Annotated in this window: 15 protein-coding genes; 10 read left to right on the top strand and 5 right to left on the bottom strand. The window is 73.5% G+C overall.

The window, feature by feature from the left end; translation table 11 throughout:
• Nucleotides 1-87: 87 nt before the first annotated feature.
• The 4 genes from AC4BG9_RS14775 to AC4BG9_RS14760 all read left to right on the top strand — a co-directional run bounded on the left by AC4BG9_RS14775 (nt 88) and on the right by AC4BG9_RS14760 (nt 6,271).
• Nucleotides 88-2,241: a hypothetical protein gene (locus AC4BG9_RS14775; protein ID WP_490571870.1), complete on the top strand. Its 2,154-nt coding sequence runs from the start codon at nt 88-90 to the stop codon at nt 2,239-2,241.
• Nucleotides 2,234-3,145, top strand: a complete 912-nt coding sequence (locus AC4BG9_RS14770) for a glycosyltransferase family 2 protein (protein ID WP_490571869.1) — start codon at nt 2,234-2,236, stop codon at nt 3,143-3,145. The genes AC4BG9_RS14775 and AC4BG9_RS14770 overlap by 8 nt, the downstream gene beginning before the upstream one ends.
• Before the next feature lie 214 nt (nt 3,146-3,359).
• Nucleotides 3,360-4,997 (top strand): glycoside hydrolase family 26 protein, encoded by a 1,638-nt coding sequence (locus tag AC4BG9_RS14765; RefSeq protein WP_490571868.1) that lies wholly within the window; start codon nt 3,360-3,362, stop codon nt 4,995-4,997.
• A 68-nt stretch (nt 4,998-5,065) separates the two neighbouring features.
• On the top strand, nt 5,066-6,271 hold the full coding sequence (locus tag AC4BG9_RS14760; protein WP_490571867.1) for a hypothetical protein: 1,206 nt from the start codon (nt 5,066-5,068) through the stop codon (nt 6,269-6,271).
• Here the strand turns inward: AC4BG9_RS14760 and AC4BG9_RS14755 are convergent.
• On the bottom strand, nt 6,175-8,697 hold the full coding sequence (locus AC4BG9_RS14755) for an oligosaccharide flippase family protein (protein WP_490571866.1): 2,523 nt from the start codon (nt 8,695-8,697) through the stop codon (nt 6,175-6,177). The two genes, AC4BG9_RS14760 and AC4BG9_RS14755, sit on opposite strands and share 97 nt — an antisense overlap.
• Complete coding sequence (locus tag AC4BG9_RS14750; RefSeq protein WP_490571865.1) at nt 8,694-10,136, bottom strand: P-loop NTPase family protein; 1,443 nt, start codon at nt 10,134-10,136, stop codon at nt 8,694-8,696. Before AC4BG9_RS14750 ends, AC4BG9_RS14755 begins: the two co-directional genes overlap by 4 nt.
• Before the next feature lie 450 nt (nt 10,137-10,586).
• Here AC4BG9_RS14750 and AC4BG9_RS14745 point away from each other — a divergent pair, with 450 nt between their 5' ends.
• From AC4BG9_RS14745 to AC4BG9_RS14730, 4 genes are all read left to right on the top strand, one after another.
• The gene (locus tag AC4BG9_RS14745; RefSeq protein WP_490571864.1) at nt 10,587-11,243 is read left to right on the top strand and encodes a response regulator; all 657 of its coding nucleotides are present in this window, start codon (nt 10,587-10,589) and stop codon (nt 11,241-11,243) included.
• Between the two features lie 176 nt (nt 11,244-11,419).
• Nucleotides 11,420-11,857: a UDP-N-acetylglucosamine--LPS N-acetylglucosamine transferase gene (locus AC4BG9_RS14740; RefSeq protein WP_490571863.1), complete on the top strand. Its 438-nt coding sequence runs from the start codon at nt 11,420-11,422 to the stop codon at nt 11,855-11,857.
• A 2-nt stretch (nt 11,858-11,859) separates the two neighbouring features.
• Entirely contained in the window at nt 11,860-12,429 is a 570-nt protein-coding gene (locus AC4BG9_RS14735; protein ID WP_490571899.1) for a glycosyltransferase, read from the top strand.
• 41 nt (nt 12,430-12,470) lie between these two features.
• Entirely contained in the window at nt 12,471-13,166 is a 696-nt protein-coding gene (locus tag AC4BG9_RS14730) for a sugar transferase (RefSeq protein ID WP_490571862.1), read from the top strand.
• A gap of 34 nt (nt 13,167-13,200) precedes the next feature.
• Here AC4BG9_RS14730 and ligD (AC4BG9_RS14725) read toward each other — a convergent pair whose 3' ends face one another.
• Nucleotides 13,201-14,109, bottom strand: coding sequence for a non-homologous end-joining DNA ligase (gene ligD / locus AC4BG9_RS14725; protein ID WP_490571861.1), 909 nt, complete (start codon nt 14,107-14,109; stop codon nt 13,201-13,203).
• On the bottom strand, nt 14,102-15,082 hold the full coding sequence (gene ligD / locus AC4BG9_RS14720; protein WP_490571898.1) for a non-homologous end-joining DNA ligase: 981 nt from the start codon (nt 15,080-15,082) through the stop codon (nt 14,102-14,104). The genes ligD (AC4BG9_RS14725) and ligD (AC4BG9_RS14720) overlap by 8 nt, the downstream gene beginning before the upstream one ends.
• 94 nt (nt 15,083-15,176) lie before the next feature.
• Between ligD (AC4BG9_RS14720) and ku the strand changes: the two genes are divergently transcribed.
• A complete protein-coding gene (gene ku / locus AC4BG9_RS14715; RefSeq protein ID WP_490571860.1) occupies nt 15,177-16,226 on the top strand; it encodes a non-homologous end joining protein Ku in 1,050 nt (349 codons plus the stop codon).
• A gap of 25 nt (nt 16,227-16,251) precedes the next feature.
• On the opposite strand, the gene AC4BG9_RS14710 is transcribed toward ku, so the two are convergent.
• Nucleotides 16,252-21,144, bottom strand: a complete 4,893-nt coding sequence (locus AC4BG9_RS14710) for an NAD-glutamate dehydrogenase (protein WP_490571859.1) — start codon at nt 21,142-21,144, stop codon at nt 16,252-16,254.
• A gap of 94 nt (nt 21,145-21,238) precedes the next feature.
• Here AC4BG9_RS14710 and AC4BG9_RS14705 point away from each other — a divergent pair, with 94 nt between their 5' ends.
• The gene (locus AC4BG9_RS14705; RefSeq protein ID WP_490571858.1) at nt 21,239-21,721 is read left to right on the top strand and encodes a DUF2505 domain-containing protein; all 483 of its coding nucleotides are present in this window, start codon (nt 21,239-21,241) and stop codon (nt 21,719-21,721) included.
• Nucleotides 21,722-21,928: the final 207 nt, after the last annotated feature.

Here is a 21,928-nt window from a genome sequence, read left to right as displayed (position 1 = left end):
AGGAACCTCCGGATAAGCCGTTCGAGGGCATGATTTCCCCTCAATTGATGACGCTCCCCGAAGGGGTCCCGGCCTGTGATGGACCGCATGACGCAGCTGGTGGGTGAGGCTGCCTCGCCGACCCCCGTGCGGACGTCGCCGCCCTCCCTGGCCGGCCCCGCTCGCACCCGCTGGTGGCGCCGCCTCGGCCAGGGCTGGCCGCTGGCCGCCATGCTGCTCGGCTGGCCCGTCTGGTGGCTCCTGGGCCTGGCCGAGACCGTGCCGCTCCTGGTCGCGGGGGTGATGGCCGTCCAGCTGGTCCGCCAGCCCCTGGTCCACCTGCCGCGCGGCTTCGGGTGGTGGGCGCTCTTCCTCGTCTGGATCGTGCTCGGGGCGGCGATGCTCTGGATCGACGCCCCCGGCGCGGTGCCCGGCGGGGCCGGCGGGGGCAGGCTGATGGTCTTCGCCTTCAAGCTCGCCTGGTACGTCGCCTGCACGGTCGCCCTGGTCTGGATCACCACGATGCCGCGCCGCACGGTCCCGGACCGCCTCGTCCACGGCTCGGTGGCGTGGATGTTCCTGGTCAGCACCGCCGGCGGCCTGCTCGCGCTGATCGCCCCCACCCTGGAGCTGCGGACCCCGTTCGAGATGCTGCTGCCGCCGGGAGTGGCCTCCAACGCCTTCGTCCAGTCACTGGTCCACGTCGAGGTCGCCGACGTGCAGACGGTGCTGGGCACCGAGGGGACCCGCCCCAAGGCGCCCTTCGCCTACACCAACACCTGGGGCGCGGTGATGGCGATGTCCCTGGTCTTCGTGGGGGGCTGGCTGGCCCGGGCCCGCGGCCGCTCCCGGGTGCGCTGGTCGGTGGTCGCCCTGGTGAGCGTGGCCGCGGCCCTGCCGCCGGTCCTCTACTCCCTCAACCGGGGGCTGTGGGGTGCCCTGGCCATGGGCGGGGTGGGCCTCGCGCTGCTCGCCGCGGCCAAGGGGCGACCGGCGCTGCTGATGGCGTGCGGCCTCCTGGCCGGCATCGGCCTGCTCACCGTGCTGGTCACCCCGCTCGGGGGCCTGGTCACCGACCGCCTCGACAACCAGCACAGCAACGACCGGCGCGGCGGCCTGCTCACCCTCACCACCGAGTCGGTCTCCCAGGGGTCGCCGGTGCTCGGCTTCGGCGGCACCCGGGACGTCCAGGGCAGCTTCGCCTCGATCACCGGCGCCTCCACGCCGGACTGCCCCGGTTGCGGGGTCCCCCCGCTCGGCACCCAGGGCCTGCTGTGGATGGTGCTGTTCTCCCAGGGCTGGCCGGGCCTGGCCTTCTTCCTCCTCTTCATCCTGCTGGCGCTGCTGAGGTCCTGGCGGTGCGCGACGGTCAACGAGACGCTCTGCACCTTCGCCATCGCCTTCTTCCTGCTGCAGCTCCCGATCTACGACACCCTCGGCCTGCCGCTGATGGTGCTGATGCTCGCCATCGGCCTGGTGGCCCGGGAGCGGCGCGAGGCCGACGGCAGCGGACCGCCCCGCCTGCTGACCACGCTGCCCCGGCTCGTCGCCGAGGTACGGCGCGGGCGCGTCGTCCTGATCGGCACCGCCACGGTGGGCGCGGTGGTGGGGCTGGTCCTGGCGCTGCTCGCCCCCGCTCCCGACCACGAGGCGAGGGTCGCCATCGCGATCACCCCCGCCCCGGTCTACCTGGAGACCGAGGTGCCCGAGGAGGAGGCGGTGGAGGAGGAGCTGAAGCGGCCCTCCCAGGACATCACCGTCGACACCGAGGCGGCGCTGCTGATGTCGGAGGCCACGCTGCGCGCGGCCGCCAGCTCGGTCGACTCGACCCCCCGCCGGCTGCGCGAGGGCCTGGCCGTGACCGGCGAGCCCAACTCCAGCGTGCTGGTGATGCACGTGCGCTGGCCCGACCCGGCCGAGATCCCCGCGCTGGCCACCGCCGTCAGCGAGTCCTACCTCGACGCCCGCGAGGACTACCTCGAGCAGCGCCGCCAGGACGTCGTCGCCCAGCTGCGCGAGGAGCTGCGCGAGCTCCAGGGCGGGGCCGCCTCGGAGGAGGCCCGGGCGAGCCTCAACGCCGCGATCAACCAGCTGGAGACCGACCGCCGGGCGGTCGGCGAGGTCGTCCGCACCGGTGAGCCCGAGCCGGGGCGACGCGACTACGAGCTGCTCACGGTGTCCGGGGGTGCGGTCGGCCTGCTGGGGGGTGTCATCCTGATGACGCTGATGCCCCCACGTGCCAGGAGACGAGAGCGTGACTGAGGCCTGCCCCGACGTGGACGTGGTGATCGCCACCCGTGACCGTCCCCAGCTGCTGCGGCGCGCCCTGGGGGCCGTGGTCGGGCAGGACTATCCCGGGGTGGTGCGCACCTGGGTCGTCTTCGACCGGAGCGAGGTGGACCCCTCGCTCGCCTCCACCGACCCCCGCCGGCCCGTCCACCCCATCGCCAACACGCGCTCCGCCGGGCTGGCCGGGGCCCGCAACAGCGGCATCCTGGCGGGGACCGCACCCTGGGTGGCGTTCTGCGACGACGACGACGAGTGGCTCGAGGGCAAGCTGCTGGCCCAGGTCGGCGAGCTCGCCCGTACCGGCGCCCCCACCTGCGTGACCGGCATCGTGGTGGCCTACGGCGAGACCCGCACCCCGCGGGTGGCGACCCGCGACGAGCTGACCCTGGCCAACCTGGTGCGCAGTCGCGTGATGTCGGCGCACCCCTCCACGGTGATGGTCGCGCGCGAGGCGCTGCTGGGCGGGATCGGCCTGGTCGACGAGGAGATCCCCGGCAGCCACGGCGAGGACTACGACTGGATCATCCGCGCCGCGCGCCACGGCGGTTTCGCCGTCGTGGAGCGGCCGCTGGTCCGGGTCACCTGGGGGCAGTCGATGTTCTCCCAGCGCTGGGCCACCATCGTGGCGGCCACCGACTACTGGCTGGGCAAGCACCCGGAGTTCCACGCCGATCCCCGGGCGCTGGCCCGGCTCCTCGGCCAGCGCGCCTTCGCGCTGGCCGCCCTGCGCGACCCCGGGGCCTGGGCCGCGATCAGGGCCACGGTCCGGGCCAGGCCGATGGAGCGACGCTGGCTGCTGGCCGCCTCCGTCGCACTGCGGCTGGTCTCGGCCGAGCGGCTGATGGACCTGGCCCACCGCCGCGGTCGCGGCATCTGACCCGCCGGACGCCGGTCTGGAGTGGCCTAGTCGGACCCGAGGAATGACCCGGGTTATCTACCCCAGATAGGGGATGGATCGCGAGACGCCTTACCGAAATTGGGGTACGTTCGGAGCATTGGTATGAGGGAGATCACTTCCCCCGCCGCCGCTTCACCTTCCGCGACTCCCGCCCCTCGCCCGGCACTGCGCCGGCCCCACGAAGGTTCTGCCCGTGACCCATTCACGCACCTCGGTTCAGCGCGCCCTCCTCCCGGCGCTGGCGACCGTCCTGATGGCTTCTCCCCTCCTCCTGGTCCCCTCCTCCGGCGCAGCGCCGGCGCAGGACGGCACCCAGCGAGCCGCCGCCTCCGCCCCCGCCCCGTCGTCCCGAGCGCTCTTCAACGAGACCTTCGAGTACGGCACCCGCGGCTGGACGGCCCGCGGCAAGGCCCGGCTGACCACCGTGGCGGAGGGCCGGCGCTCCCACCGCGCGGCCCGCCTGAAGGCGACGTCCACGGGCCTCGTGGTGGCCGCCTCCACCGCCCACGCCCGCGACCTCAAGGGTGCCCGGCACGAGGTCACCGCCTGGCTCCGCTCCACCCGGGGCCGGGTCCCCGCCCGTCTGGTGGTCCGCGAGGTCGAGCCCGCCACGGGTGAGGTGCTGGACACCCGCCGGGACAGGCTGACGGTCGGCAAGGCCTGGTCGCTGGCCCGGGTGCGGGTCGTCCGCAGCTCCGACACCTCGGTGGTCAAGGTGGAGGTGCGCACCCGTCAGTCGCGCCAGGACCGGGTGCTCCTCGACGACGTGCGGGTGCTGCGGGTCAAGAAGGGCAAGAAGGCGCGGCAGACGCCGCCCAAGGACCGCAAGCAGAACCCCGAGTCGAAGAACCCGAAGAAGAAGAAGCCACGCAACCAGAAGCCCAAGGGCCCCAAGCCCCCGGAGCCGACCTCCCCGCCGACCACCGAGCCCACGCCCACGCCCACGCCCACCGACGTGGCCGGCTACCTGAGCAACGGCTGCAGCTACGACAGCCGGGGCCTCCCCGCCTGCGGCGCCTACCTGGGCTCGGCCTTCGGGGCCAACTCCGACCCGGCCCCGATGGAGGCGGCCACCGGCCACCGTCTCGGCGTGCGCCGCACCTACTACCAGGGCCACCAGGTCGACAAGGCGGTGTCGGTCTCCGCCGCCGACCTGGCCGCCGGACGACTCCCCTGGATCAGCTTCAAGCTCCCGCTGAGCTGGGAGGACATGGCCGCCGGCAAGGGGGATGCCTGGGCCCTCGACCTCGCCGGCAAGCTCAAGACGGTCGGCGGACCGGTCTGGGTGGCCTTCCACCACGAGCCCGAGAAGGACGGCGACATCCGGGCCTGGAAGGCCATGCAGGAGCGCCTCGGCCCGCTGGTGCGGCACGCCGCACCCAACGTCGCCTTCACCGTGATCACCACCGGCTGGAACCAGCTCTACGGGCCCGCCGAGTTCCGGCTGGAGAACATCTGGCCCCAGACCAAGGTCGATGTCGCCGGCTTCGACGTCTACAACTGGCACATGACGAGGAAGTCCGACGGCACGCTCATCACCAAGACCGAGGACGTCAGGTCGGTCTACTTCGAGAAGTTCCAGGCGTGGGCCGCGGCCCACGACACCACCTGGGCGCTGGCCGAGACCGGGCTGACCGACGAGGCCTTCGCCGCCGACCAGGGCTGGCTCCAGCGGACCTACGCCCAGCTCGTCGACACCGGCGGCCTGGCCATGGCCTACTTCAACACCGAGCTCAACAGCTACGGCAACTCCTACCCGATCACCAGCCCGGCCAAGTTCGCCAGCTTCTCGGCCGCCCAGGCGGGCGCCCCGCTGCTGCCGACCCGCTGAACCGGCCGCTGAGCCGCTCACAGGTGTCGCAGGACGCCGGAGGCGGCCGGCTACGGGAGACTGCTCCCGTGCCCGCCGCCTCCGACGACGCCCTGGACGTGCTGCGCTCCACCCTGGAGCGGCTGTGGCCGGGGGCCAGGACCGAGCTGGTCCGCTCCCGGCGCGACGACCCGGGGGCCACCGCGGAGTTCCTGCTCCTCCCCCACGCGCGCTCCCCCCGACTCCTGCTCCCGGTGGGTCCGGCCGCCGCCGCGTCGTCCGTGCTGCGCTTCAGTGCGGCCGCCCGTCCCGCGGAGATCGGCGCCCGCACCCTGGCCTCGGCGGCCCTGCGCGCCGGCGCCACCCGCGCCCTGCCGGAGCGGCTGCTGGTCCACGCGCCGGCCGGCGACCCGGGCGGGCCCGGCTCGCTGGCCGACTTCCTGGCCCGGCAGCTGGGGACCTCGCGGGTCGACTTCAGCCTCAGCGTGGGTCCCGCCCGGGTCAACCGCAAGCCGGTGCTCCAGCTCTTCGACGAGCGCGGAGGCTCCCTGGGCTTCGCCAAGCTGGGCGACTCCGCCACCGCCGCGGCACACGTCGGCGCCGAGTCCCTGGCCCTGGCGACCCTGGCGGAGCTGGCGGCCGATTCCCCCTTCGCCACGCTGCGGGTGCCCCGGCTCCTCTTCACCGGGGCCTGGCACGACGTCCGGGTGCTGGTCCAGGAGGACCTCCGCGTCGGGCCCGCGGCGGCGCTGCCGGGACGCCGCGGCCTGATCCGGCGGGCCGGCGACGAGCTCGCGGCGGCGTTCTCGGCCGAGCCCACCCCCCTGGCGGAGCTGTCCTGGTGGCAACGCTGCCTGGCCCAGGCTCGGGCCGCGCCCGACCGCGAGGCGGGCGCCCGGCTCGCCACCGCCATGGACACGCTGTGCCGCCGCCACCCCGGACCGGTGCCGGTCGGCGCCTGGCACGGGGACTGGACCCCCTGGAACATGGTGCCGGGCGGAGCCGCCCACGGCGGCCGCGCCCTGCTCGTCTGGGACTGGGAGCGCTTCGAGACCGGCGTCCCCGCCGGGCTGGACCGGGTGCACTTCGCCGTCAACGCGGCCACCCGGCGCCACGGGACCACCGCGGAGGTGGTGCTCGCCGCCCTTCCGGGGACCGGAGCGGTCGAGGCGGCCTACCTGGTGGCCATCACCGCGCGCTACCTGGAGATGTCGGCCGCGCCGGGGGGCGAGCTGATCGTGCCGCGGGCGCTGGTCTCGCTGGCGGCGCTGGAGTCGGTGCTCGCCGGGCGCTGACGCCACATCGGCGGGCGGCCCAGGTAGGTCTCGAGCTGGGCGTCGGAGGACTCGAAGTGCTGGAGCAGCAGCTCCCGGCGCTGCTGCGGCAGGCGGGAGCCCCCGGGCCGGGCGTTCCACCGCTCGACCCGCTCGGGCAGGTGGACGGGGATCCCGAGGCGCCGCTGCAGGTCGGCGAACTCCCGGGCGGGGTCGGCGAAGAAGGCGTCGGCGTCGACCACGTGCACCCGGTCCCGGCCCAGGGCCTCGACGAACCGCGCGACCTGGCTGCCGTACTCCCCGCGGGCGAGGTAGGCGTGGTGACGGTGGGTGTGGCTGCGGTAGCCGGGATCGCCGGCCAGGCGGTCCACCTCGCCGTCCAGGCGGCGGGCCTCGACCGCCAGGGCCTCCTCCAGGGGCAGCTCCTCGAACCCGCGGGCCAGCTCGTGGCGGTGGGCCGACATCGCCCGCTCCACGGGGTCGCGGACCAGCACCACCACGTGGACGTCCGGCAGCTCCGCGGCCAGGCGCTCGGCGGCCAGGGGGTGGAAGAGGTAGTAGCCGCTGCTCTCGAAGGCCCGCGCCTGCGGGCCGCCGAGGAGACGCCCGGTCAGCCGGAGCGGGAAGTGCGCGCGGTACCAGCGGGGTCCCTTGTGGTGGTGGTCGTCGAAGTAGCCGGTGCCCTTCGACTGGGTGGGACGCAGCAGGACGGGGTGCGACTCCAGCATCCGGAACAACGTGGTGGTGCCGCACCGCTGCGCGCCGACCACCACCACCGTCGGCGTCATCCGCAGGTCGGCGGTGAGCCAGCCCCAGCCGAAGGTGAGCGCTCGCAGCACCCGGACCACCGGCTCGGGTGCGCGCTGCCTCACCGCGGAGGTGATCTTCCTGAGTCCCACGAGCTGGGTTCCTTCCGGTCGGGTTCCCGAGGAGACGGCGGCGCCCGAGACCCGCGCGCGGGCCGAGCGCCCGAGGACGTCGAGCTGGAGGTGGCGGCGCAGGACCAGCACCGCCGAGAGGTAGAGCGCCAGTGCCGCGGCCGCGGCCACCGGCCACGACGCCCCGGCGCGGGTGAGGCTGAGCACCGGCACCGCCACCGCGAGCAGGCAGACGCCGCCGGCGAGCCACACCACCGGAGCCAGCCCGACGACCCGGACCTCCCGGCGGACGAAGAAGACCGCGAGACCGGCCTTGACCAGCACGGCCGCGGCCCACGCCGTGGCGGCGCCGACGATCCCGAGGACCGGGATCAGCGCCAGGCACAGCGCCAGGTCGACGGCGAGCGCGACCACGGAGTTCACCATGCTCGTGGTGCTGCGCCCGGCCATCACCAGCAGCGTGTCGACCGGGCCGGTGGCCGCGGTGACCAGCATCGCGAGCGTCATCGCGATCACCACCCAGCGGGCCTGCTCGGTGTCGTAGCCCGGCCCGAAGAGCCCCAGGTAGGCGGCCGGGGCGCAGCCCACGGCGAGGTAGAGCGGCCAGGAGAGCAGGATGCTCCAGGCCGTGGCGGTCTGGTGGACGGTGGCCAGGTTGCTCCGCGAGCCCTCCAGCAGCAGGGTGGCGAACCGCGGCTGGAGCACCTGGGTGACCGCCGTGGCCGCCACCTGGCCCAGCGCCACGAAGCGGGTGGCCGCGGCATAGAGCGCGGCGTCCTGCGGGGTCAGCAGGGCGGCGACCAGCACCACGTCGACCTTCTGGATCCCCAGGCGGGCCACCACCGAGAGGGTGCGCGGCCAGGTGAACGACCAGAACTCCCGGGTGGTCTCCGCCGTCACCCCGCCCGGGTCGTCGGGGTCTGCGGCCAGCCGGCGGGCCAGGAAGGTGCGCAGCGCCAGGGTCGACCACAGGGCCGCCACCGGGTACCAGGCCAGCCAGGCGAGCATCAACCCCACCGGGTCCGCGCCGGCGGCGCCGGCGAGGGCGACCCCGGCCACCTGCGCGAGCGAGCGGCCGATGCGGTCCACCACCACGGTCTCGTGCATCCGGCCGAAGGCGCGCGTCCCGGCCTGGCCGAACTCGGCCAGCACCGCCAGCGGGAGGGCGAGCGCGAGGACCCGCAGCATGTCGGCCCCGGCGTCGCCCCACTCCATCAGTCGGGCGGCGGGGCCGGAGACCAGCAGGACCAGTGCGCTCAGCGCCAGCGAGCTGGCCAGCACACCGCGTCGCGCCTGGCCGAACAGGGCCCGCACCTGAGTGGCTCGGCCCTCGTGCTCCAGGCGCTGGCCGAAGCGGGCCAGTCCGGCCTCGGTCCCGAGCCCGGCCAGTCCCACCAGGATCAGGAAGACCGCGGTCGCGGCGAAGAAGAGCCCGGTCACCTCCGTGTCGAAGGCGCGGGCCACCACCAGGACGAGCCCGAAGGTGGCCACCGCGGAGACGGCCGACCCGGTCAGGCTCAGGCTCGCTCCCCGGGCGACGTGGCGGAGGTGCTGCCGCGCCTCGGTCATGGGGCGGGGGCTTCCTCGGTCCGGTGGACCAGCACGAGTCCGACGACCTGCCCGCCGGCGCTCCACATCATCGAGCGGGCCGCGGAGATGTCCTTGAGCCTGGTGCTCTCGGCGTGCACCTCGAGCAGCACGCCGTGGGTGTGGCGGACCACCGCCTGGCTCCAGGCCTCGTGCGCCGAGCCGGCGTCCAGCAGCACCACGTCGGCGCGCTTGCCCAGCTCGCCGAGCGTGGTGCCCATGTCGGGCGAGCCGAGCAGGTCCGGCAGCCGCTCGGGCATCCGCCCGGGGACCACCCGGGAGAGGTGCGAGGTGACCGGGACCAGCACGTCGTCGGGCGAGACCCGGTCGAGCACGAGGTCGGAGAGCCCCTCGCGGTTGCCGGCCCCCGAGGTGAGCTCGACCAGGACCGCCTCGTAGCGGGCGCGGGCCATGCTGCGCGCCAGCCCCTCGGCCACGTGCACCTCGCGCCCGGCGCTGACCAGCGCGAGCACCAGCGGCCGCTGCGGCAGCGCGGCCAGGATGCCGGAGCGCAGGCCGGCGGTGGTGAGGTCGTCGCCGTCACCGGCGTCGGCGACCTCGCCCAGCACGGGGACGCCGACCTCGGCCAGGTCGTCGATGGAGCGGACGCGGCCGTCGCGGCGGGCCCGCACGGCCGCCGCGCCGAGACTGCCGCCCAGACCGAGCAGCAGGCCCAGCCCGGCCATCAGCTCGCGGGGGCCGAGCAGCCCGGCCTCGGGCAGCGCCGCCGGGGTGACCACCTCGCCCGGGTCGGCGCGGGCGGCCTGGAGCGCGGAGAGCTGGGCGCGCAGCTCGACGAGCTGGGTGTTGATGTCGAGGATCTGCTGGCGCACGAGCAGGGCGCCCGGGGAGTCGGGCTGCGCCGCGGGCAGCTCGCGCGACTTGCGGTTGAGCTCCTGCTGACGCTGGGCGATCTGCTCGCTGACCTGCTCCGCGAGGGCGCTGGAGGCGGCCAGGGCGCGGCCGCGCCGGAAGTCGAGGTAGGACTCGGCGAACGCCTGGGCCGTGGACAGCGCCCGGTCGGGGTCCCGGTGCTCGGCGGCGATCCGCAGGATCTGGGTGTTGGGCGGCACCTCGACCGAGACCGACTCCAGCAGCTCGGCCGGCGACAGGTCGAGGGCCAGGTCGACCAGCACGTCGTCGGCGACCGCGTTGGAGCGCACCAGCTGCGCCTCGGTCTCCAGGTTGACCAGCGCGCTCCCGGTCCCGTCGGGACTGAAGGCGTTGCCCTCCAGCGGGCTGATCAGCACCACGGCGGTCGCCTCGTGGTAGGCGGCGCGGCGGGCGCCGTACCACCCGCCGGCGAGCAGGCCGAGCAGGCTCGCCAGGACGGCCAGGGCCACCCCGGTGCGCAGCCCGCGCAGGGCGCGCCGGGTCCACCGGTCCTCCGGCTTGAGGTACAGGTCGTACGGACCGCTCACCCAGCAAACTCCTGTCGACTGTCGGTGGCGGCGACGCAGGGCCGGACCGCCTCGGTTCCGTCGCACCCGCCACGACGAGCCCAGGGGCCATGGTCCGCCCTCGGAGGCCCCGGGGGGCACGAACGCCGAAGTTATTCCCCACTATTGATGAGCCTGCCCTCCGGATGCCTCGCCTCCCCCGCTCTCCGGCCGCCGCCGCGTCACCCAATTGAGGCAACGGATTCCCGAGACCGGGTGACGCCGAAGGAGGACAGGCCGTAACCTCCCTGGTGGGAGAAGACGCCAGGACCCGGAACCGGGCCGGTGTCCGACACGGAGGCCGGGGCGGCACCTCGGTAGACCAGCGGACGGCGGCCGGCGCCGCAGATTCGCCCGAACTCGTCCCGGACACCGGGACGACGAGACACGGTAGGGCGACAGTTGGAGGGCACGATGAGAGGCACATCGAGGGTGTGTGTCATCGAGGACCACACTTTGTTCGCGGAGTCGCTGCAGATCGCGCTCGAGCTCAAGGGCCACGAGGTGCGCCGCGTCCCGCTCCCCGCCGACCTGCACCAGGCCACCAGCCTGCTCCCCGCGGTGATGAAGCACCAGCCCCACGTCCTGCTCCTCGACCTCGACCTGGGCAACGCCGACGGCAGCCGGCTGATCGAGCCGGTGGCCCGGGCCGGGACCGCCGTGGTGGTGCTGACCGGCAGCAGCGACCGGGCCCGCTGGGGCCAGTGCCTGCGCCTGGGCGCGCGCAAGGTGATGGTGAAGACCGCGCCGCTCAACGAGATCCTGGCGACGATCCGCCTCATCGGCGAGGGCCGGCCGGTGATGCCGGTCGCCGAGCGCGAGGAGCTGGTGCGCCACTGGCAGGAGGAGCGAGCCGCGGTCAGCGAGTTGCAGGACCGTCTCAACCGGCTCACCGCCCGTGAGGCCGAGGTGCTCGGCCAGCTGATGGACGGGCGTCAGGTCCGCCAGATCGCGGAGACCAGCGTCGTCTCGGAGGCCACGGTGCGCACCCAGGTGAAGTCGATCCTCTCCAAGCTCGAGGTCACCTCCCAGATCGGTGCGGTCGGGCTGGCCCACCACGCCGGCTGGGTCGCCCCCGTCTCCTCCTGACCTGCCCGACTAGACCACCGGGCCTTGGCCGGAACAAATCCGGTCCTGCTGTCACATGCCCTATTTGGGGCATGCGTGCCTCTCGTTCGTTTCATAGCGTGAGCGCCGTCGCCCGCCAGGGTGACCCTGTGACTCAGGGATGCGGCGTGGGGGGGGACCGTTCGATGCGAGTGCTCATGGTCTGTTCCTCCGGCGGGCACCTCACGCAGCTGATGTGCCTGGAGTCCTGGTGGACCGAGCACGAGCGCCGGTGGGTCACCTTCGACACCGAGGACGCCGTGACCAAGCTGGCCACCGAGGACGTCGTCCACGCCCACCACCCCACCACCCGCAACCTGCGCAACCTGCTCCGCAACACGGTCCTGGCCTGGCGGGTGCTGCGCGACTACCGCCCCGACATCGTGCTCACCACGGGTGCCGGCGTGGCGGTCCCCTTCTTCTGGCTCCGTCGGCTCGTCGGCGCCAAGACGGTCTATCTCGAGGTGTTCGACCGGATCGACTCCAAGACCCTCACCGCACGGCTGTGCCACCCGGTGACCGACCTTTTCCTCGTCCAGTGGCCCGAGCAGGAGCTTCTCTACCGTGACTCAGTGCTGCTGGGGAAGGTGTGGTGACCATGCTCTCCCGCCAGATCCGCATCCCTCGGCAGCGGACCCTCCCCACAGTCCTGCGCAGCCCGGCCGGTCCCGGGGTCGCCGTGCTGCTCGGCACCGACCACCACCCCTTCGACCGGCTGGTGGGCTGGGCGGCCACGCTGGCCGCCGAGAGCCCCGACCCCTGGTTCGTCCAGCACGGCGCGACCGACCTTCAGGTCGGTCTCGACGGTCGCCACATGCTCGGCGGCCGCGAGCTGGCCCGCCTCCTGGACTCCGTCGACGTGGTCATCACCCACGGCGGCCCGGGTCTGATCATGGAGGCCCGCGGCGCCCGGCACATCCCCATCGTGGTCCCCCGCGACCCCAGCCTCGGCGAGCACGTCGACAGCCACCAGATCCGCTTCGCGCAACGGCTCGACGAGCGCGGCGACATCCGGATGGTCGACAGCCTCGACCAGCTGCGCGAGGCGGTGGCCCTGGCCAAGGTGATGGGCCGCGTCGCCGCCGACGTCCCGACCCAGCGCGCTGAGACGACCGTGCGATTCGGAGAGCTCGTGGACCAGCTGTACCGGGGAGTCCCGGGTCGATGACCGACCTGGCCCCGGCGCCGGGGAGCACCAGGCCCGCCCCGATGAGGCTCCGCCTCGTCCCGGCCCTCGACGACCTGGCACCCCCTCACACCTCGGCCACCGGCGTCCGGGCCACCGGCCGTCAGGTCGCCGTCTCGCCGGCACGCCTGGTCAAGGAGGTGTGGGAGCGGGCCTTCGCCGCCCTGCTCCTGGTCCTGCTGCTCCCGCTGCTGGCCGTCCTCATGCTCGCCGTCCGCTCCGACCGCGGCGGTCCGGCGATCTTCCGGCAGGTCCGGGTGGGTCGCGGGGGCCGCCAGTTCGTGATGCTGAAGCTGCGCACCATGCACCGCGGCGCGCACGAGCGCCTCGCCGACCTGAGCGACCGCAACGAGGTCGACAGGGTGCTGTTCAAGATGCGCCACGACCCCCGCGTCACCCGCCTCGGGCGGGTGCTGCGCAAGTACTCCCTCGACGAGCTCCCCCAGCTGTGGAACGTCGTGCGCGGCGACATGGCGCTGGTGGGGCCCCGCCCGGCCCTGCCGCGCGAGGTGGCGGCCTACCCCCCGGACGCCTTCCGGCGGCTGGTGGTCAAGCCGGGGCTGACCGGCCTGTGGCAGGTCTCGGGCCGCTCCGACCTCTCCTGGGAGGAGAGCAAGCGGATCGACCTGCGCTACGTCGAGGACTGGTCGCTCGCCCTCGACCTGGTCATCGTGGCGCGGACCGCGAAGGCCGTGATCGGCCACCGGGGCGCCTACTGAGGCTGCGGCTGTCCGGGCTTCCGGGCTGTGGGACTCAGTGGGCCCGGCGGGGATCGAACAGGTCCCGGTGCTCCGCGATGCGCGACAGCACCGTCTCCATGTCCAGCTGCTCCAGGGCCAGGGCGTCCTCCGCGCCGGCCTCCACCTCGGCCCAGGTGATCGGCGCGGCGACCGTGGGACGCTCCCGGCCGCGCAGCGAGTAGGGCGAGATGGTCGTCTTGGAGCCGGAGTTCTGCGACCAGTCGAGGAAGACCTTGCCGCCGCGCCGGGACTTGGTCATCGTCGCGGTGACCAGGTCGCCGTGCTCGCGCTGGAGCTCCTCGGCGACCTCCTTGGCCAACGCGGTCGTGCCCTCCTCGTCCAGCTCGCCGTCCAGGCCGGCATAGAGGTGGATCCCCTTGCTGCCGCTGAGCACCGGCCTGCCGGTCAGCCCGCGGGCCTCGAGGTGCTCGCGCACCATCAGCGCCACCCGAGCGCACTCGTGGAGGCCCGCCGGCTCGCCGGGGTCGAGGTCGATCACCAGGCGGTCGGGGTGGCGCAGCGTTCCGTCCCCGGCGACCCGCCACTGGTGCACGTGGAGCTCGAGGGAGGCGAGGTTGACCAACCAGGTGAGCGTGGCGAGGTCGTCGACCACCGGGAAGACCAGGGTGCCCGAGGCGTCCGAGCCGGCCCTCGACCCGGTCGTCGGCACCTCGGCGGTGCGGACCCACGACGGCGTCCGGGCGGGCACGTTCTTCTCGAAGAAGCTGCCGTCCTGGACCCCGTGCGGCCAGCGGATCCGGGTCACGCAGCGGTCAGCCAGGTGCGGCAGCATCACCGGGGCCACCTGGGCGTAGTAGTTGAGCACCTCGCCCTTGGTGGTGCCGGTGCGCGGGTAGAGCACCTTCTCCAGGTTGCTCAGCCGCAGGGTCCGGCCGTCGACCTCGACGTGCACCTCACTCATCGTCCTGCCCCTCCCCCTGCTCGGCCGGATCGTGCTCGGCAACCTCCTGCTCGGCCGGATCCTGCTCGGCCAGGTCCTGCGGGGCCAGATCGGTCCGGACCCCCCGGAACGACGGCTGGCGCAGCCGCGCGTGGTGGGAGAAGCCCAGCGACTCCACGTCGACGACCAGCTCGGGGCGCACCCAGTGGGTGCCCACGGCGTCGACCCGCGGGATCTCCTCGGCGAACGGCGACTCCGGGCTGGCGAGCGGCTCCAGCAGCGCCCTGAGCACCGGCCCCACCCGCCCGGCGATCCCGCTGCCGACCCGGCCCCGGAAGCGCAGGCCACCGGGAGTCACCTCGCCGACCAGCAGGGAGCCCACCCGCTGGGACGACCCGGTCTCGGGCCGCCACCCGCCGACCACCCACGAGGTCCGCTCGCGGTGGGGGAACTTCAGCCAGTGGGGGGTGCGCACGCCGGGCGTGTAGCGCGAGGAGAGGCGCTTGCTCACCACCCCTTCCAGCCGCTGCTGGCGGGTGGCCTCCCACAGCATCTCGCCGTCGTCGTAGACCGGAGGGACCTGGCACCGGTCGGTGCCCAGCCCCAGCGCCTCCAGCCGGCCCCGCCGCCGCTCGAGGGGCTCGCCGGTCAGGTCGGCCCCGTCGCGGCGCAGCAGGTCGAAGAGCAGCAGGGTGACCGGCCGCGACTCGGCCAGGGCCGCAGCCCGGCGGGCGTTGCGCTGGTGCATCCGCTCGGCGAGCGCGCCGAAGCTCGGCCGGCCGTCGTCGAAGGCCACCACCTCCCCGTCGAGGAGCGCGTCGGGCGCGTCGATCCGGGCCAGCTCGGGGAAGGAGACGGTGACGTCGTTCTCGTTGCGCGACCACAGCCGGGCCTGCCCGGAGACGACCTCGACGAGCACCCGCATGCCGTCCCACTTGACCTCGTGGCACCACTGGTCGCCGGTCGGCAGCCGGTCTCCCCGGGTCGCGAGCATGGGACGCACCGGTTCATCCTCGCGGACAGGGGGTAAGGATGGCGATACTGGGGCGACGCGACCCCGACGCGTCGCTGGGAGAGGAGATCGGCACATGAGGGCGATCTGGAAGGGCTCGGTCTCGTTCGGACTGGTCAACGTGCCGGTCAAGCTGTACTCGGCGACCGAGTCGCACGACGTCTCGTTCCGCCAGGTGCACGCCAAGGACGGCGGCCGGATCAAGTACCAGCGGGTCTGCTCCGTCGACGGCGAGGAGGTGCCCTACGCCGACATCGCCAAGGGCTACGAGACCGAGGACGGCGAGATGGTCATCCTCACCGACGACGACCTGGCCCAGCTGCCCTCCACCTCGTCGCGCGAGATCGCGGTGGAGAAGTTCGTGCCCAGCAGCCAGATCGACCCGATGCTCTTCGAGAAGAGCTACTACCTCGAGCCGGAGAAGAGCGGGGCCAAGCCCTACGCACTGCTGCGCCAGGCCCTCGAGGAGGCGGACCGGATGGCGGTGGTCACCGTCGCGCTGCGCCAGCGCACCTCGGTGGCGGTGCTCCGGGTCCGCGACGACGTGATCGTGCTCCAGACCATGATGTGGCCCGACGAGGTCCGCACCCCCGACTTCTCCGTCGAGGCCGGCGAGGTGAAGCCCAGCGAGGTCAAGATGGCCCAGATGCTCGTCGAGACGCTGGCCGGCGACTTCGACCCCGCCGAGTTCGAGGACGACTACGCCGAGGCGGTCGAGGAGCTGGTGACCTCCAAGATCGAGGGCGGCGAGGTCAAGCGGACCGCCACCTCCACCAAGTCCTCCGGCGAGGTGGTCGACCTGCTGGCCGCCCTGCAGAAGTCGGTCGCGGCCGCGAAGAAGGCGCGCGGCGAGGAGGTCCCCGACGACGCGGACGACGCGACTGGGACGGGCGACGGGGACGCGGACGACTCGGACGACGCAGGCGACGCGGACGACGCAGGCGAGGCGGACGCGGCCGCGCCGGCCGGCAAGGCGACCGCACGCAAGTCGCCCGCCAAGAAGACCGCCCCGAAGAAGGCCCCCGCGAAGGCCGCCACCAAGGCCGCCGCGAAGAAGGCTCCGGCCAAGAAGGCCGCCGCCAAGAAGACTTCGAAGAAGGCGCCGGCGGCGAAGAAGGCCAGCTGACCCGCGGCGAGTCCGGAGGACGGCCTCAGGCCAGCAGGCTGCGCACCACCCGCAACGCCACCGACATGCGGGCCAGGTCGGCCTCCTCGTCCAGCACGATCTCCTCCAGGGTCTGCACCGCGCCCCGCACCACCTCGGGGCGCTGCGCCTCCCAGGCGGCCACGCGCTCGTCGGCCGAGCCGTCGGGCGCCGCGGCGAGCGCCTCCGCGGTCAGCGAGGCGTGCACCGAGTAGAGGTCGTCACGCAGCGCGGCCCGGGCCATCGTCTGCCAACGGTCCGTGCGCGGGAGCTGCTGGATCCGCTGCACCAGCGAGGGCAGGCCCAGCCGCTCACCGAGGGCGAAGTGGACCCGGGCCACCTCGTCGGCCTCCAGGGACTTGCGCTGGGCGGTCTCCACCACGGAGAGCAGCGCATAGCTGGGCGGCAGCACCGCCACCCGCACCGCCAGCTCCTCGGGCACCCCGTGGTCGACGAGCCGGTCCCGGCGCTCCTCGAAGGCGGCCAGCTCCCGGCCGCCGAGCAGCCCCGGCAGGGCCGCCATCGTCCGCTGCACCGGGACGCTGAGGGAGTCGACGAGCTCCTCGCTCTGCAGCGGTCGCCGGTGGGTCACCAGCCAGCGGGAGGCCCGCTCGACCAGGGTCCGCATCTCCAGCCGCATCTGCGTCTGGAGCGAGGCCGAGAGCCGGTTGTCCCACTCCTCCAGCTCGCGGCGCAGCGCGAGCGAGCCGAAGACCTCCCGGGCCACGAAGTTGGCCCGGGTCAGCTCCCCGGCCCCGGCGCCGGTCTCCCGGGCGAGCCGGGTCCAGTAGGTCATCCCGGCCCCGTTGACCAGGTCGTTGACGACCTGGGTGGTGATGATCTCCCGGCGCAGGGGGTGAGCCAGCATCTGGGCCCGGTGGTCCTGGTGCATCCGCTGGGGGAAGTAGGTGATCAGGTCCAGGATCAGGTAGGGGTCGTCGGGCAGGTCGGTGGCGAGCAGCTCGTCGGCGAGCACGATCTTGGTGTAGGCCAGCAGCACCGAGAGCTCGGGCAGGCTGAGCCCCTCCCCCCGCTCGAGCCGGCGGCGCACCTCCTTGCGGTCCGGCAGCGCCTCCAGCTCGCGGTTGAGCACCCCCCGCCGCTCCAGGTCCCGCATCCAGTCCTCGTGGACGTGGAGCATCGCCGGGGCCTGGCTCGCCGCGTTGGCCAGTGCCAGGTTCTGCTCGTAGTTGTCACGCAGCACCAGGGCGGCCACCTCGTCGGTCATCTCGGCCAGCAGGGTGTTGCGCGCCTCGGCCTCCAGCTGTCCGTCGGCGACCGCGCGGTCGAGCAGGATCTTGATGTTGACCTCGTGGTCGGAGGTGTCGACCCCGGCGGAGTTGTCGATGAAGTCGGTGTTGATCCGGCCGCCCTCGCCGCCGCAGCCCTCTCGCGCGTACTCGATGCGGCCGAGCTGGGTGAAGCCGAGGTTCCCGCCCTCGCCCACGCAGCCGGCCCGCAGGTCGGCGCCGTCGACCCGGATCGGGTCGTTGGCCTTGTCCCCGGCATCGGCGTGGCTCTCCGAGCTCGCCTTCACATACGTCCCGATGCCGCCGTTCCACAGCAGGTCGACGGGGCTGGTCAGGATCGCGCGCATCAGGTCCGAGGGCGGCATCTTGTCCACGTCGTCGGGGATGCCCAGGGCCCGGCGCACCGCGTCGTTGAGCGGGATCGACTTGCTCTCCCGGCTGTGCACCCCGCCACCCTCGGAGATCAGCGCGGAGTCGTAGTCGCGCCAGCTGGAGCGGGGCAGCTCGAAGAGCCGCCGGCGCTCGGCGTAGGAGGCGGCGGGGTCCGGGTCGGGGTCGAGGAAGATGTCGCGGTGGTCGAAGGCGGCCACCAGCCGGATGTGCTCGGAGCAGAGCATGCCGTTGCCGAAGACGTCGCCAGACATGTCGCCGATCCCGACGCAGGTGAAGTCCTCGGCCTGGCAGTCGACGCCGCGCTCGCGGAAGTGGCGCTGCACCGAGACCCAGGCGCCACGGGCGGTGATGCCCATCCCCTTGTGGTCGTAGCCCACGGAGCCGCCGGAGGCGAAGGCGTCACCGAGCCAGAACCCGTAGTCGCGGGAGATCTCGTTGGCGATGTCGGAGAACGAGGCGGTGCCCTTGTCGGCCGCCACCACCAGGTAGGAGTCGTCGCCGTCGTGGCGGACCACCCTCGGCGGCGGCACGGTCCGCCCGTCGACCAGGTTGTCGGTGACGTCGAGGAGGCCGCGGATGAAGCTGCGGTAGCAGGCCACCCCCTCGGCCATCCAGGCCTCCCGGTCGGAGGGGTCCGGGAGCTGCTTGGCCACGAAGCCGCCCTTGGCGCCGACCGGCACGATCACGGTGTTCTTCACCATCTGCGCCTTGACCAGGCCCAGCACCTCGGTCCGGAAGTCGTCGCGCCGGTCGGACCAGCGCAGCCCGCCGCGGGCGACCCGGCCGAACCGCAGGTGCACCCCCTCGACGCGGGGCGAGTGGACGAAGATCTCGTAGGCCGGCCGCGGCTCGGGCAGGGTGCCGATCCGCTGCGGGTCGAGCTTGAGCGCGAGGTAGGGGCGGGGCCCGGCCTCGGGGTCGTCCCCCTCCGGCCGGAAGTAGTTGGTGCGCAGGGTGGCCTGCAGGTGGGTGAGGTAGGAGCGCAGGATCCTGTCGTGATCGAGGCTGACCACGTCGTCCAGCGCCGCCTCGAGCCGCTCCTCGACCACCGAGACCAGGCTGGTGCGGGCTTCGGCGTCGGCGGCCAGGTCGTCGCGGCCGGGGTCGAAGCGCGCCTCGAAGAGCTGGACGAGGAGGCGCGCGATCTCCAGGTTGGTGAGCAGCGCACCCTGCACCGAGGTGACGGTGAACGGCGCGTTCCCCTGGCGCATGTAGCGGGCGTAGGCGCGCAGCACGCTGACCTGTCGCCAGGTCAGGCCGGCGGAGAGCACCAGCGCGTTGAAGCCGTCGTTCTCGTTGCGTCGCTGCCAGGTGGCCAGCAGCGTCTCGACCGCCAGGGCGGCGGCGCCCTCGACGGGCGGCCGCTCGTCGCGCAGGCCGAACTCGTAGACGTGGGTGGGCCGGGCCAGCCCCTCGAGCTGGTAGGGCCGTTCGTCGACGACCTCCACGCCGAGGGAGGAGATCATCGGCAGCACCTCCGAGAGGGAGAGGGGTGCCCCGAGCCGGTAGATCTTGAGCCGGGCCTGGCTGCGCCGCTCCTGGTCCTCGTCGGCGAGCAGGACCAGGTCGAGGCCCTCGTCGCCCTCGATCGCCTCCAGCCGGAGCGCGTCCTCGGCGGCCGTGGCGGCCGAGAAGTCCTCCTTGTAGGCCTCGGGGAACGCAGCCGAGTAGCGCCGGGCCAGCTCGGCGCCACGGTCCTCGCCGCAGCGCGCGACGAGCTCGGCACGCAGGTCGTCGCGCCAGGAGCGCGAGGCCTGGGCCAGCAGCTGCTCGACCGTGGCCGGGTCGACGTCGCGCAGCACCCCGCCGGCGGCCGGGTGCACCACGAAGTGGACCCGCGCCGTGGCGGACTCGTTGACCCGGGCGGTGAACTCCACGTGCTCGCCGTCGAGGTGCTCGCGCAGGATGGCGGCGAACCGCTCCCGCACGGTCGTGCTGTAGCGGTCGCGGGGCAGGAAGACCAGGGCCGATACGTAGCGACCGTAGGTGTCGCGGCGCAGGAACACGCGCAGCTGGCGGCGCTGGCCGGCGTGCATCATGCTCTCCGCGATCGGCGCCAGCTCGGAGAGCGGGGTGTGGAAGAACTCGTCGCGCGGGTAGTGCTCGAGGGTGTCCATCAGCTGCTTGCCGGCGTGGCTGCGCCGGTCGAAGCCCACGCTCTCCAGGATCCCCGCGGCCTTCTCCCGCAGCAGCGGGATCCGGGTGATGGACTCGGTGTAGGCACCGCTGGAGAGCAGCCCCAGGAAGCGCCGCTCGCCGACCACCCGGCCCTGGGCGTCGAACTTCTTGACCCCGACGTAGTCCAGGTAGGCGGGCCGGTGGACGGTGGCGCGCGAGTTGGCCTTGGTCAGCACCAGCAGGGTCCGCTCGGCGGCCTTGTGGGCGGCGATCTCGGGCAGCCGCGAACCCTCCCCGCTCATGTCGGGGTCGGCCCGCAGGATGCCCAGCCCGGTGCCCGGCACCGCCCGCAGCAGCACCTGGTCGGGCTCCTCGCCGGTCTCCAGCCGGTACTCGCGGTAGCCCAGGAAGGTGAAGTGGTCCTCGACCAGCCACTGCAGCAGGGCCCGGCCCTGGGCGACCTCGTCGTCGGGCAGGGCGGGCGGGTCCTCGCGCAGCTCGGCCATCACCCGCTCGGCCTCGGCCCGCATCTTGGCCCAGTCCTCGACCGCCTCGCGGACGTCGCGCAGCACCCGCTGGAGGTTCTCCTCGACCACAGCCGCCTCGTCGGCGTCGACGACCCGGTCGAACTCGACCGACATCCACGACTCGACGCTGCCGTCCGCCCCGGCTTCCGGGGCCACGTGGGCCGTCTCGTCGACCGGACGGACCGACTCCAGGGCACCGGTGATGTCGCGGGCCACCGCGAACCGGGGGTGGATCACCCGGTGCACCCCGGAGCCGAGGCGGTCCAGCTCCATCGTCACCGAGTCGACCAGGAACGGCATGTCGTCGGTGACGATCTCCACCACCGAGTGGCCCTTGGCCGACCAGCCGGCCTCCTCGGCGACGGGGGTGCCGACGCGGACCACGGCGCGACCCTGGGGGCGCTCCTGCGCCAGCTGCCGGTGGCTCGCCCAGGCGCCGTACAGGTCGGCGGGAGTGCGCTCGACCACGTCCTCGGGAGCCACGTGACGGTAGTAGGCCCGCACGAGGGACTCCTCGTCCTCCCCCGGGTCCCGACCCGTCGTCCGACCGCGCCCCAGGGCGACCGCCTCCACCAGCAGCTGTGACTTGTCTTCCTCGAGGTCCACGGACACGCCCCAGACCCTAGGCACAGGGATGTGAGCCACACAACACCATCACCCCCCGGCGCGTCCCCGCCGGGCCCGCCGACCCGTCATGATGTCCCCCATGACGAAGCGACTCACGCACCTGCTGACCTACCCCGCCCCCCTCGAGGAGGTGGCCGCGATGCTGCGCGACCCGGGGTTCCGTGAGGAGGTCTGCCGGGAGCAGCACGTGCTGGAGCACCGCGTCTCGGTGGAGGAGCTCGGCGCCACCACGGTGGTCACCGTCACGCAGGTCCAGGAGGCCCGCGGCATCCCGGCCGTCGCAGCCAAGATCGTCGGGGACCGCATCGACATCGTGCAGACCGAGACCTGGCACGACCACGAGCGCGCCGACTACCGCGTGGAGATCCCCGGGAAGCCGGGCGAGATCTCCGGCACCGCCGTGCTCACCGAGTCAGGGGGCACGACGACCGAGACCGTGTCCCTCGACATCTCGGTCCGCGTCCCGCTCGTCGGCGGCAGGATCGAGGGGGTCGTCCACGACCTGGTCGTCAAGGCGCTCGAGGTCGAGAACCGGGTCGGCCGCGCCCGGCTCGCCGGCTGAGGCCTGCTCTGCCCGGTCGGCCACGTCGGCCACGTCGGCCACGTCGGCCACGTCGGCCATGTCGGCCACGTCGGCCCGGCGACGCAGCCACACCACCACCGCGAGCAGCGCGAACGGCCCGAAGGCGAGCAGCAGGATGAGGACCTGCTCGTAGGCGTGGAGCGGTCCCATGTGGAGCGGGAGGACGGGCATGCCTCCATTGTCCTC

This window comes from Nocardioides sp. Z40_12 (genome assembly GCF_058215795.1).
The sequence above is the reverse complement of the archived record's forward strand: the minus strand, read 5'-3'. Positions and strand labels throughout refer to the sequence as shown.